This is a genomic window from Photorhabdus asymbiotica, assembly GCF_003634575.1.
Classification (GTDB): Bacteria; Pseudomonadota; Gammaproteobacteria; order Enterobacterales; family Enterobacteriaceae; genus Photorhabdus; species Photorhabdus asymbiotica.
In genome coordinates this window covers 522,229-535,165 of record NZ_RBLJ01000004.1, presented here as the reverse complement: position 1 = coordinate 535,165, position 12,937 = coordinate 522,229, and the positions used below count along the sequence as shown (strand labels likewise).

Genomic DNA, 12,937 nt, shown 5'->3' with positions numbered 1-12,937 from the left:
TTCCACTATAGCCAGATAGTTAAGAAGCACTATGCAATTAAATATACCGACATGGCTCACCCTGTTCCGCATTGCCCTAATCCCATTTTTTATACTGGCATTTTATTTGCCATTCAAATGGGCGCCGATGGTTTGTGCCATAATTTTTATTGTCGCTGCGGCGACAGACTGGTTTGACGGTTTTCTTGCCCGCCTTTGGAAACAGACTACCCGCTTTGGCGCATTTCTTGATCCTGTTGCTGACAAAATCATGGTTGCAGCCGCACTAGTATTAGTTTGCGAGCATTATCATACCTGGTGGATAACACTACCTGCCGCAACAATGATAGCACGTGAAATTATCATCTCGTCACTTAGAGAATGGATGGCTGAATTAGGTAAACGCAGTAATGTTGCCGTTTCCTGGATGGGTAAAATAAAAACTACAGCGCAGATGGCAGCGTTGGTTGCTTTATTATGGCGCCCTAATTTTGAATTCGAACTTGGTGGATTCATATTGCTTTACGTTGCCACAGTGATGACGTTTTGGTCAATGTTTCAATATGTAAACGCAGCATGGTCTGATTTGCGTGAAGCTTGATCGAACTGACGTAAAAAACACCGAACGAACGCATCGTAACAATAATTGTGTTGACTCGATACGTTAAGTAAGTAGAATGCAACGCATCGAACGGCACATGAGGTTTACGAAAACAAATAAGTAAATCAGCCAGTTCGGAGTGGTGCGGGAATAGCTCAGTTGGTAGAGCACAACCTTGCCAAGGTTGGGGTCGCGAGTTCGAGTCTCGTTTCCCGCTCCAAAAAGCTAGTCAGGATAAATGATTAGCAGCTGATATTAAGGCGCGTTGGCAGAGTGGCCATGCAGCGGATTGCAAATCCGTCAACCTCGGTTCGACTCCGGGACGCGCCTCCAGATTCAGCCCAGGTGGTGAAATCGGTAGACACAAGGGATTTAAAATCCCTCGGCTGTAAGGCTGTGCGGGTTCAAGTCCCGCCCTGGGCACCATAATTAAAGCTTACTGAAGAACGGTAAGTTGCAGTAAAAAAGAGAACCGCCGCAAGGCGGTTTTTTTTATGTCTGAAATCACATGTTCAGAATGTATTTCTAACAGCTTAATATCCTGTCATCAAAATAATTATAACTGGGTTTCCTTATCCACTATGAATGATCGTCTATCTAATATATTACTGACTGAGCTAGCAACAAAATTGGGTATGAATGAACTTTCCTTTAATAAAGAAGGAAATTGTTTCTTATTGATCGATAATTCTATGCCAATTATCTTGCGCCGCCAGGAAGAATATTTAATCATTATTGGCCAGATAAATATAACACTTCCAGACTCAGCAAATACTAATACTCTCCAATATTTACTCAATGCAGCACTTAATCCGTTAACTAATCAAATGCCAGGTATTGGTTGGCATCAAGAATTTGGGGTCGTTGCATATAGAATATTAACTATACAACAGCTAACAACCAATCAGTTGGAAAATAAATTATCTGAATTTATTAATTGGGTAAATGAATTTTCAACATCGCTATTACAACAAAATACCTCGCAGTCGTCTTATGACAGGAGAATAATTTATGATCGAATTTAAGAATCTTGCTGCATTACAAAATGTCTCATCACAAATACAAGAACAAGTGCGTAACGAAGGTAAACTACAAATTGCTGGTCGTGAATATCATATTAATGCCGATCTACAACAAGTTTTACGTACACACCCGCAAAGTAGTCACTTTGCCCGTTTCTTTGAAGGGATAAGCAACTTTTTCTTAAATGGTAGTAGTGCCTCAGTCGCTAAAGAAGCGACTAAAACCCTCTTTTCCACGGAGGGGGCGCAACAACAACGTCTACAGAGCGCAGACTCTGTTAGCCATGCTCGCATGTTGTTTAAAGATGGCGGCCTACAAGTACCGGAACAAGTACTAGAAAGATTAAGAACGGCAGATACACATAAAATGACGGAAGCGATATCGGCTGAACATACTCTTTTACTACAGCGCGCTATGTCCGAGTCACTACAAGACACAAAAACGGGTAAAAAATTACAAGACCTGATGGGACACCAGGCAACAACTCAATTAATCAACAAACTGGTTGCTCCCCAGCAATCTTTTGTCAGTCTTGAACAATTACGTAAGCAACCTTCGGCGACTAACGCTATTGCTAATCTTGAGCCAGTTTTGATGATGGAAGAAAAGAATTTACTGGCAGCCCAACATCACCAAGAAGCAATAAGAGGTCAAGATCTTAGTCAGGGTATTTACGCTGAAACGCTTTCTGAAGATTTTTATAACCCAAACAAATTAACTGATAATGTCGACCGAGCGGCAGCCTGGATTCTCAAGGCATCGACTTCAGGTGGTAATGAATGGAGTAACTTCACTGCCCTCTTGAAGGAATATACTCATAATGGCAAGGATCTCACTGATAGCCAAGTTCTTAAGGAGCTTCATCATAGGCTGGTTCCAAATATAGAGCGTGATTATCGTGGCCCAGCCATCAGTGGAGGGAGTCTTCCTTCCAGTATAGGCGGTGCTGCAATGCTAGCACGTCATCTGGAAACATTGGATAAACAAGATCCCCAAATTGGAAAACAGCTGTTTGCAGCTGTTGTCGGCTTTCACGGTTTCACTGATGGCAATGGCAGGATGGGACGTCTTCTCTATGCGCTGACAGAACTTAGGGCTAGTCAATTCTCTCCTCTTTCTGTCAAGACAGAAAATGCTTTGCATGGAATTCACTGAGAAAAACCTGTAATAATCTAAGCCGCCGTGAGGCGGTTTTTTGTATCTGAAATTACGTTCCACTAGAGTTTTACAACTTTTACAACAAGTGCAGCCATGCACTCTGGCTCAGATGATGACGTTTGCGGCTATCTTTACTAGAGAAAGTCACAATAACCACTTTAAAAAACGCACCAACCAAAGTCAGTGCGTTAAATAAATCATTTATTGAATTGAGTTAATCCGGATAAAACTCTTGTGAAAAAATCTGATTTATATTCCAGATACATTCATCTGGAAATACATCCAACCCTGTTTCATCAGCAGCAGAAGAAACTGCATCAGCCCAAACTTTAGCAAACCAATTTTCATCAATAATTGTGCTTTTCAAACTGGGCGTTTCTTTTATATGCAATGCCAGTGCCTTTCTCTGTTCCTTGATAGTTCGTTGCCAACTTGAACCACGACGCCCAGGCTGGAATTGCCATTTTAGAAGATGGGCCAACAAAACTGCCATACGACTTGCCAGTTCACGTTTTTCACTCTTACCCACGTCCTCAATCTCCTCGGCAATATTGGCTATATCTATCTCAGAGAATTTACCTGCACGCAATAATGCTGCTTGCTCATTCGCCCAAGCGACTACATCAGTTTCGTAACGGGTATGACTCATGGTTGCCTCCGTTGATAAGTCTGCCATACAGATAATTCCTATGTGTTTTCTAAGCTGCCTGTGCGGCAGTGCACTGGGTTCAAACCTACAGGGGACAGTTTTCTAAACTGCCTGTACGGCAGTGCACATAATATTAGTCATTTTTCGACTAAACGACAATTTCTAAACTGCCTGAACGGCAGTACACATGAAGCAAGAAAACAGCAACATACAAATACATTCCTTTGGCATCATAACGCTATTACTGGAAATAAATGGCAGAACACGAAAAAATATTAAATCATCGGGATAATGATTAATTCAGGCTAAAGTTTCTATCAATTAACGATTACAATTTAAGAAATCTTCTATCCCCTTCATCTTTCAAGCTGCTGTTCGGTTGGCTGCGTTCACTTGCCACCTCGCTGCAAATTGAAATCTATTGGGTATATATTTACCCATTCAACACTCAATAAAATTAAATAATTCCCATATATGAATAGTACCTCATAGTTACATTCACTTATATTTAAAATTAATTTATCAAACAGTAATAAAACTTTATTTTTACAACAAATTAATTGTAATCATTAAACAAATCAGTTAAATAATTAAGAGCTGTCATATCAAATAGACTCATCTTATTTTCCACAACCATTCAATCTATCTTAACAGCACAATAGTACAAAATTTTTCAATTGATAAGTCACTATTTCCTTTTGCAGAATAAGATACCGTTAATTATATTGACCCTGTTTACCCTAAATGTAATCTACAATGGAATATACAATTAAACGATTCTCGTAATAAAAATATCGATAATAATTATGTTTCCGAAAAACTTGTCATTTATGGTAGTAAAGTATTAGACTGATTGCGTAATTCAAACATATCAAGCTTAGCACCTAAAAATGGACAAAAGGAATTATAATATGAGAAATAACGTAACCATATCACCTCAGATTATTAACACATTAACAGTAAGCAATGAACCTTGGGGAATCAAAGATAAAAATTCATGCTTCATTTACGGTAATCCAGCATTAAAATCTCTTCAGAATTTTTCAAATTCATTTGATTATGAAGGGCATTATGAAAATGAACTGCCTTGGGATAGTGCTCAATTTGCAGAAGAATTTATTAATCATGATAAAAAAGTGATGGAAAAAGGACACAGGATATGCTCACTAGAAACACATATATTTGGTAAAACGCAAACTCTATCATCTTATTTTTTTGAGAAATCACCTTTTTATCATGAAGATGGACGTTGCATGGGAGTTATATATCATGGATGGAAGGCAAAAGACTACTCATTAGCCTGTCTACATCAATATCACAACAAATTACCCACATCGATTATGTTCCAACCACCAACTGATCTTTTTACTCAACGTGAATGGGATGTCATTTTTCTTTTTTTACAGAAAAAAACTAAAAAACAGACTGGGCAGATATTGAATATGACCTATCGTACTGTTGAGTCTCATATGGTTCAGATATATCAAAAAATAGGCATTAACTCCAGCAAACAACTAGCAGAATATTGTCAAGCCAATAATTTTAATCACTATATACCAGAAAGATTTTTACTGTATTAAATTACGTATTAATTTCTAGTTTCTATATACCACCTTTGTCCATTATTAATGGAAGTAATAGCCAGTTCCATTGGAATATATTTTATTTATAAATATCACAGTCATATTCAATAATTTTTCAAAGGTTATTTATGCGTCAACCAGGATGTAAATGTAAAAAATCGCCTATTATTACCTCTCAGTTAACCAATACATGGGACAGAAGTTCAGATCCATGGTTTGTAAAAGATAAAGAATTACGTTTCATTTATGCAAATACCATATTTATTAAAGCTAATAAATTACCTGAAAACTTTAATGTTATCGGATATTCTGATAAAGAATTACCTACACCATTTAATTGTTTTGCTCATCTTTTCGAACAGCATGATCGTAAAGTCTTAGAATGTATGCAGCGGGTATCATCTATTGGGATTTATCCTCAAGGCTGCGGTCAACAACCTAAATCCTATTTTTGTAATAAATACCCACTAATGGATGAAAATAATCAATGTATTGGAATAATATCTCATGCCAAAGAAATAGACTATTTTGCAGTATCTCATTACATCAAGAATAATACCTCTATATCTATTCGGCTTAGGCCACCTAACAATATATTAACAAAGAAAGAATGGATTATCATTTTTCTATTCTGTTGTGGTATTAGCAATAAATGCATCGCCGATGAAATGAAAATTTCAGGCCATACTGTCGAAAAATATTTTGAATGTATCTATAAGAAACTATCAGTCAGTTCATCTATTGAATTAAGACTATTTTGCAAAGAAAATGGTTATGATACATTTATTCCATCAAAATATTTTAAACTTATCGGCCATTTTTTATTATAAATGTTCAATTTTATTCTACATATTTTTACATTGGTTATTTAATTAACATGAACGACTAATGAGATGAATATAGATTTGACAGAATAATTTTATATCAATAAATATAATTTATGATTTACATATTATATCGTTTACTTTTTGTCAACGATTTTCAACATCAGGGTAATAATTGATAATTATAGATGCGATAAGGTTCCGATTGTTACAGATATTTAAATGGAGTTTGAAATACAACTTTATCTTTCGCAACTATACTGTTTTAAGTAAGTTTTCTATTTAATTATGCTTTAAAAATTAAATTCAGAAGAATGTCGATAACCTTAATTTTATTTAAGTATAACTATTTAAAAAGCGCCTTAATCTTCCAGACTGGAAAGCTCCGATAGTCAACTCTACTGCCATATTCAACAAAAATCCTATCGAATTACGATACTTAGCATGTTACATTTAAGAAGAAATATTTAATGAATTGAACACCATTTGAATGAGATCTGCTTCCTCGGCACTGTTCTGTTTCAAAGGAATAATTCCTTTTATTTCATCATGTTATAAGTACCAGTTATCAGAATAATTCCTATTTCTGCAATTCATGACGGAACATTTATGATGCAGATCACTTATTGATCAATAGATTAAAAATCTAACTCATTAACCTGACTACTTAGTCAGCAGAACAAATAATTATTATATAAAATAATATTTATGGTGATATTTATTATTATTGAACATTTCTTTGTAAAACAATAAAGAATTTAATTAATAAATATATGTATTTTGACGAATAAATTATTATATTCTATTATATACCTAAGCTATTTTAAGTATAATCAGTGAACAAACCTCTCAGATAAAGACTTATTAACAGTGCAGGAATGACCATGAAAAATATAAGAAACAAACCCAATAATATCACCCCACAATTAATTTATACGTGGGAAAGAAGTGATGAACCCTGGGGAGCCAAAGATCTCCAGTCAAGATTTATTTATGCCAATTCCGCTTTTTATCGACTACTCAATCTGCCTGAAGATTTCGATATTACAGGGCTTTCCGTCAGTGAATTACCCTCACCTATTGCGGAATATGAAAAAGAATTTAGCCGTCAGGATCAAAAAGTTATTCAAACCATGCAACGAGTCACTTCACTAGAAACGCATCCAGTTGGCGAAAATCAGGTTAAGCAAACTTACCTCTGTAATAAATATCCGCTTTGTGATGAAAAGGGTGACTGTATTGGCATTACCTTTCATATATACAAAACACAGGATTTTTCTGTTTCTTATTATTATGAAAAAACATTGCCAGCAACACTAAAGTTTATACCACCTAACGATATACTGACTCAAACTGAATGGGAAGTTCTCTTTTTAACTCTGCGCTCAGTGGATGAAGAGCATATCAGTGAAGAATTAACGATGAGTACAGAAGATGTTGTTAATCATATTCAGTCTATTTACCAGAAATTCAATTTACCACACCATAAAGAACTAACAGACTTCTGTAAGGAAAATAAATTTGATCTTTATGTTCCAGAACGATTTATCACTATTGGTAGTATAGAACTAAGTTGACCACTAACTCAGATATTAAGCGTTAAACTCGAAAACTGTAAAAATGGAATGATAATATGAAGAATAAATTAACCATCTCACCGCAAGTAATTAACACATTGCAGCAAAGTAATGACCCCTGGGGAATAAAAGACAAAAATTCATGCTTTATTTATGGTAACCTAGCATTAAAATCTCTTAAAAACTTTTCAGATTCATTTGAATTTGAAGGACTTTACGAACATGAACTTCCCTGGGATGGCGCTGAGTTTGCACAAAATTTTATTGCTCACGATAAAAAAGTGATGGAAAAAGGGGAAAGAGTATGTTCACTTGAAACACATGTATTTGGCAAAGAGCAAATTCTATCATCTTATTTTTTTGAAAAATCTCCTATTTATCATGATGATGGCAGTTGTATAGGTGTTATATATCATGGTTGGCAAGCTCAGGACTTTTCATTAACCCGTCTATATCACGGAAAACTGCCAGCATCGATTATGTTCCAACCACCAACCGAAATTTTCACCCAACGGGAATGGGATGTTATTTTCCTCTCCTTACAAAAGTACACCAGTAAACAAATGGGCCGCATATTAAATATTTCCTATCGGACGGTCGAAGTCCATATGTCGCGGATATATAAAAAGATTGGTGTTAATTCCAGTTATCAATTGGAAGAATATTGTCGCTCGAATGATTACGATCTCTATGTACCAGAAAGATTTGTAAAGCCAGAAAGCAGAATGTTTCTTTAACCCATAAATTTATAGAGGACTTTTCCGACATGAAGAAGAACTATGCAATATCACCTCAAATTATTAACACAATGGAGATGAGCAATGAACCATGGGGAATAAAAGATAGTTCTTCAAACTTTATCTACGGCAATTCAGCAACAAAAAAATACATTCATAATTTCAAAGAATCATTTGATTACGCAGGACGCTACGATCATGAACTGCCCTGGGATGGTGCTGAATTTGCAAAAGAATTTATTACTCATGATAAAAGTGTCATGATCAAAGGAGAGAGAGTATGTTCTCTTGAAACACATGTATTTGGCAAAGAGCAAACTCTGTCTTCTTATTTTTGTGAAAAACAACCTTTTTATCATGAAGATGGGAGTTGCATAGGGATTATGTATCATCTGTGGAAAGTTAAAGAGTACTCATTGACTCACTTATATCAATATTATGACAAACTCCCATCATCCATTATACTCCAGCCACCGACAGATCTCTTTACTCAACGTGAATGGGATATTATCTTTCTCTTTCTACAGAAACACTCCAGAAAACAGATTGGACAGATACTGAATATTACCTATCATACTGTTGAGACTCATATGACCAAGATATATCGCAAAATTAACGTTAACTCCAATCAACAACTGGAAGAATATTGTCTGGCTAATAACTTTAATCACTTTATCCCAGAGAAATTTTTATTAGCTTAGATTACGTATTAATTCCCAGTTTCTCGATGCTACCTTTGTTCACTATTTATTGATAAAATAGATAGCTCTACGGGAATATGTTTTTCTTTATAAAGAATATATCTATACTCAAATGGGTTAAAAACAATAATTACCTCGAAGGATATGTATGAGTCAATCAGCATTTGGAAAATTTCCTTGTATTACCCGTCAGTTCACAAATATGTGGGATAGAAGCCCTGATCCATGGTTTGTAAAAGACAGAGAATCCCGTTTTATTTATGCCAATACGGTGTTTATAAAAGCCAATAAGTTACCTGAAAACTTTGATGTTATCGGATATACTGATGAACAATTACCAACACCAGTTAATGGTTTCTCTCATCATTTTAAAGAACATGATCGTCAGGTCTTAGAATGTATGCAACGAATATCATCTATTGGGACTTACCCTCAAGGCAATGGTCGACAACCTAAATCCTATTTTTGCGAAAAATATCCTTTGATGGACGAAAATAATCAATGTATGGGAATTATTTCTCATGCTAAAGAAGTAGAATATTTTACTGTCTCTCATTATATGGAGAATAGTACACATATAGCGGTCAGCTCCAAGCCACCTAATGATATTTTAAAAGAAACAGAGTGGATCATGATTTTTCTATTTTGCTGCGGTATCAATAACAAAGATATGGCCAATGAAATGCATATGTCATGCCGTACTGTAGAAAAATATTTCGAAAATATCTACGAAAAATTATCTGTCAGTTCAACTACAGAATTACGATCACTTTGTAAAGAAAATGGCTATGACCTATATGTTCCATCAAGATATTCTCTATCTATCGGCCACTTTTTACTGTAAGTCATCGATTTTACTATATTCTCTGATCTATCGATAATTTGGGTAATAATTAGGAATACAATTAATGATATTGCCAATTTTTCTATTTCATCAAGTTATAAAATCTTGACACTGATGCTTTATATTCCAAATACGTTGAAACGTTCTAACTAACTGATAATATACCGCCCATTGTGGCGGATGTACCGCTTTCAGAATAACCACCTACTTATCTGACTTCTAATCTTATTCTGACTTTTGATCACAGTAAGGCAATGGCCCGCGCACAACTTTCACTCAAAACTCGCATCACCGTTTCTGCACCACTTCGATTAGGATTTATTCGTATCATCCGCTTTTCTAAAGTGGGATCAGATTGACGGAATGTACTAGATAGCCGGTAAAACAATGGTGGAATTTCGAACTTTGATTCAGCACCAACTGGATAAGGCAGCGCACCAAGTTCATGTGCAAAGCAAAGGACTTGTTCTGCAATCTCGTCATAAAATTCCACCAACAACACCTTAGATTGTGCATTTGCAATAACTGCCTGTTTTACCTGCGGTATTATTCCCTGATTAAGCCGGGTAACCAGCGTTTCACTCACTTGAGCCTGCACAGCATGCATTACCGGCGCAAATACCAGCCCACGCAACACTTCTAACGCCTGAAATCCCTGCACCTGGCTTCCTCCGGAGTACATACTACGCCGGATGCTATCGATTGCCGCTTTTTGACCCGCCACGACACCAACACCTTGCGGTCCAAACAATTTAAAACTGGAAAAAGTCGACAACGCAGCGCCACATTCACAACCAATATGCTCTACTTTCATAACGGCGTAATTATCATCAACCAGTACCGGTAACGACGCCGCATTCATCAATGAAATCACTGTAGATAACTCATAAGAATCATCAATTTTCTGGCGCGTATGTTGGACCAACCCAGCTATCGGGCGATGTTGTAAAATCGCCGCACGTATTTGTTCAGATTGATTGAAATCAGCCCGTATAAGATTCAAACCCATCTGTTCAACAATGGTAGCAGTAGTAGGATATAACGGTGCATCATGAACCAACAGAGTATCACCCACGTTGACTAATGCCGCCAGACCACAGCGTATTGCCCCGGTTCCTGCTCCTTGTACCAATACAGCAGACTCAACGGAAAAGAAATCTGCAATGACACTTTCAACTCGTTGCGTCATTTGTGGTTGGTTCAACCCAGGAACTAATCCCAAATCGCCGGTAGTCAGAAAATCTGCACCGGGAAAGTGGCGGCAGATAATATCGACTAAATGAAACTGTTTCCGCTGTGCCTGTTCCATGTTCAAGCTACGTAATGGATAAGTGTTCAACATCTGCCCTCCAGCTCTCTCCCTTTATTATTGCTATCATCAATAAAGGGAGAAAGGATCTATTTATCCCTAATTATTTCGAGTTGTAGCGCAGCGGCAAGTGAACACATCCCCAGGAGCATAGATAACGATGTGATTGGGGTAAGTGAAAACAGCCAACAAAGCAGCAACTTGAAAGATGAAGAGTATATTCAATTAGCGGATACCCATCAGATAAATGACGTTAGCCAGAATACCAACAACAATCGTTGCAATCGGCCCAATAGCCATTTCAACTAAAGGACGTTTAGAAGTACGGTTAAGCAGATAAATGCCTGCCACCACCATAAATCCCATTCCCGGCAGAATAGCGTTGGAAGCAATCATTCCCCCCACTAATAAAGAAACCTCCAACATACGGGTAATGACGGTTCGGATATGATCGCCACAAGCTTTTACGCCGGGATATTTATCCAACCAAACAGCAATTTTTGCCAGTAGTTTGATTTCCATAAACATAATCACACTGCCAGCAATGAAGGCAATCCACAGGTTATTCGTGACTAATCCAGCAACAAACACGAATTTCATCCCCACCGGACTATACACTCCGGTAGCAATAGCCGTCATACCAACTAATGGAACAAAGCTGATTGCCCTAGCCAAAGCCACCAACGTGGCGTTAGCCCCTTCCCCCTGCGCCATCAATTGCAATGATACCGGCCCTTCCGCCAACAGGCTGAGTGACATCGAAGAAGCTACCGCAGTCAAGCCACCACTTAGCACCAATAACCAGATGTTATTTTGAATACGCTGTATCCGCGTGGAAAATAATCCAACTAACATCTCATTCGCACCTTTGGCTGGAACCTGTCCATCTCCTGCCACGGGAGCACGCTCTTTCATTGCAAAGTAGAACATCACAATCATCGAAATCAGTAGCGCTACCCCGTTGGGGTCCAATTGCACGGGTTTGCTGAGTGCTCCGCCAAAACTTAGTGACCCCATGGCTTTCGTCGCAATATACCCTGCCAGAGTCGCAATTAGCACCCATATCCCTTTGCGATATCCATATTGATACGCGACAACAATCGCCGGGAATAACGCAAAGCAGGCAACAATAGGATCGCCAACTTTACTCAGATTGTTCATGAAATTAACCGGCAAATGGGCAAAGATGTCGACAACAGACCGTAAACCCGTCATCAACGCGATGGCATATAACGCCCCCAAAACACCAGAAAGCACGAAACCTTTTTTACTGTTTGCGCACCAAGTGCCAATCACATCGGTGCCTAGCAGCAGGCTATGCACCAGAATAATCGGTGCTGTAAGTGAGAACGGAATACCAAAACCGATGACCAAACCAAAACTTAAGGCAAAACTGGTCGCCGCTAAGGTTTTACGATTCATACGCCCTTCAAGGTGTTCCGGCATGAGAGGACGCAGCCCATCATGGAATACCGCAATACCACGGTTAGCCATCATGGTAGAGATTCCACCAATGACAGCCAATAAACCGGCTTTCAACGGATCAATTTCCATTAAACGGGTGAAAAATTCATATTCCATCTTCTTGTCCTTATGAAGAAAAAATAGCCCTGGTAATCACCGGGATGACAGCCTCTATATCCTGACCAATAAAACCAAACGCGGTTTTCCCGGCGTTGACATACGCAATAATTTCTTCATCAGACAGGATTTTCCCCGGCATACTGAGCGTGACACATTTATCGCTCCCCACAATGGCAATTGCCATTGCCAAGGCTCCCCCACCGGTATTACAAGCCCCCAAATAATAATCTGCACTACCGTTCTTGAGTGCCATGGCAGCTTCAATGTCACTCATTAAGGTAATCGATGAAACTTTATCTCCAGACAAACGGCGTAAGGTGTCCGCAATTTTTTCTTTCTCAATTTGTCCTCCAATAACAAATCTCATA

13 protein-coding genes and 3 tRNA genes are annotated in these 12,937 nt (G+C 37.8%); 12 read left to right on the top strand and 4 right to left on the bottom strand.

Annotation, left to right across the window (positions count from 1 at the left end):
- Positions 1-31 precede the first annotated feature (31 nt).
- The 6 genes from pgsA to BDD30_RS18185 all read left to right on the top strand — a co-directional run bounded on the left by pgsA (position 32) and on the right by BDD30_RS18185 (position 2,758).
- Positions 32-580, top strand: coding sequence for a CDP-diacylglycerol--glycerol-3-phosphate 3-phosphatidyltransferase (pgsA, locus tag BDD30_RS18210; RefSeq protein WP_015834703.1), 549 nt, complete (start codon positions 32-34; stop codon positions 578-580).
- 144 nt (positions 581-724) lie between these two features.
- Positions 725-800: transfer RNA gene (locus tag BDD30_RS18205), tRNA-Gly, on the top strand.
- A gap of 39 nt (positions 801-839) precedes the next feature.
- Positions 840-913, top strand: a tRNA-Cys gene (locus tag BDD30_RS18200).
- A gap of 6 nt (positions 914-919) precedes the next feature.
- Positions 920-1,006 (top strand) — tRNA-Leu (locus BDD30_RS18195).
- Positions 1,007-1,074: 68 nt separating this feature from the next.
- Positions 1,075-1,605, top strand: a complete 531-nt coding sequence (locus BDD30_RS18190) for a type III secretion system chaperone (RefSeq protein ID WP_015834704.1) — start codon at positions 1,075-1,077, stop codon at positions 1,603-1,605.
- On the top strand, positions 1,592-2,758 hold the full coding sequence (locus BDD30_RS18185) for a VopS family T3SS effector adenosine monophosphate-protein transferase (RefSeq protein ID WP_015834705.1): 1,167 nt from the start codon (positions 1,592-1,594) through the stop codon (positions 2,756-2,758). The genes BDD30_RS18190 and BDD30_RS18185 overlap by 14 nt, the downstream gene beginning before the upstream one ends.
- Before the next feature lie 217 nt (positions 2,759-2,975).
- On the opposite strand, the gene BDD30_RS18180 is transcribed toward BDD30_RS18185, so the two are convergent.
- The gene (locus BDD30_RS18180) at positions 2,976-3,410 is read right to left on the bottom strand and encodes a DUF29 domain-containing protein (RefSeq protein ID WP_041382855.1); all 435 of its coding nucleotides are present in this window, start codon (positions 3,408-3,410) and stop codon (positions 2,976-2,978) included.
- A 911-nt stretch (positions 3,411-4,321) separates the two neighbouring features.
- Here BDD30_RS18180 and BDD30_RS18175 point away from each other — a divergent pair.
- The 6 genes from BDD30_RS18175 to BDD30_RS18150 all read left to right on the top strand — a co-directional run bounded on the left by BDD30_RS18175 (position 4,322) and on the right by BDD30_RS18150 (position 9,676).
- Positions 4,322-4,990, top strand: coding sequence for a PAS and helix-turn-helix domain-containing protein (locus tag BDD30_RS18175; RefSeq protein WP_041381966.1), 669 nt, complete (start codon positions 4,322-4,324; stop codon positions 4,988-4,990).
- 131 nt (positions 4,991-5,121) lie between these two features.
- Positions 5,122-5,823: a helix-turn-helix transcriptional regulator gene (locus tag BDD30_RS18170; protein WP_015834708.1), complete on the top strand. Its 702-nt coding sequence runs from the start codon at positions 5,122-5,124 to the stop codon at positions 5,821-5,823.
- Positions 5,824-6,701: 878 nt separating this feature from the next.
- On the top strand, positions 6,702-7,394 hold the full coding sequence (locus BDD30_RS18165) for a PAS domain-containing protein (protein WP_015834709.1): 693 nt from the start codon (positions 6,702-6,704) through the stop codon (positions 7,392-7,394).
- 56 nt (positions 7,395-7,450) lie between these two features.
- Complete coding sequence (locus BDD30_RS18160; RefSeq protein ID WP_015834710.1) at positions 7,451-8,131, top strand: helix-turn-helix transcriptional regulator; 681 nt, start codon at positions 7,451-7,453, stop codon at positions 8,129-8,131.
- A gap of 29 nt (positions 8,132-8,160) precedes the next feature.
- The gene (locus tag BDD30_RS18155) at positions 8,161-8,832 is read left to right on the top strand and encodes a helix-turn-helix transcriptional regulator (RefSeq protein ID WP_015834711.1); all 672 of its coding nucleotides are present in this window, start codon (positions 8,161-8,163) and stop codon (positions 8,830-8,832) included.
- A gap of 148 nt (positions 8,833-8,980) precedes the next feature.
- The gene (locus BDD30_RS18150; RefSeq protein ID WP_015834712.1) at positions 8,981-9,676 is read left to right on the top strand and encodes a helix-turn-helix transcriptional regulator; all 696 of its coding nucleotides are present in this window, start codon (positions 8,981-8,983) and stop codon (positions 9,674-9,676) included.
- Positions 9,677-9,917: 241 nt separating this feature from the next.
- Here the strand turns inward: BDD30_RS18150 and BDD30_RS18145 are convergent, their stop codons facing one another.
- The 3 genes from BDD30_RS18145 to BDD30_RS18135 all read right to left on the bottom strand — a co-directional run bounded on the left by BDD30_RS18145 (position 9,918) and on the right by BDD30_RS18135 (position 12,936).
- Positions 9,918-11,015: an aminotransferase class V-fold PLP-dependent enzyme gene (locus BDD30_RS18145; RefSeq protein WP_041382856.1), complete on the bottom strand. Its 1,098-nt coding sequence runs from the start codon at positions 11,013-11,015 to the stop codon at positions 9,918-9,920.
- Between the two features lie 195 nt (positions 11,016-11,210).
- Positions 11,211-12,566: a YhfT family protein gene (locus BDD30_RS18140; protein WP_015834714.1), complete on the bottom strand. Its 1,356-nt coding sequence runs from the start codon at positions 12,564-12,566 to the stop codon at positions 11,211-11,213.
- Positions 12,567-12,576: 10 nt separating this feature from the next.
- Complete coding sequence (locus BDD30_RS18135; RefSeq protein WP_015834715.1) at positions 12,577-12,936, bottom strand: DUF2620 domain-containing protein; 360 nt, start codon at positions 12,934-12,936, stop codon at positions 12,577-12,579.
- Position 12,937: the final 1 nt, after the last annotated feature.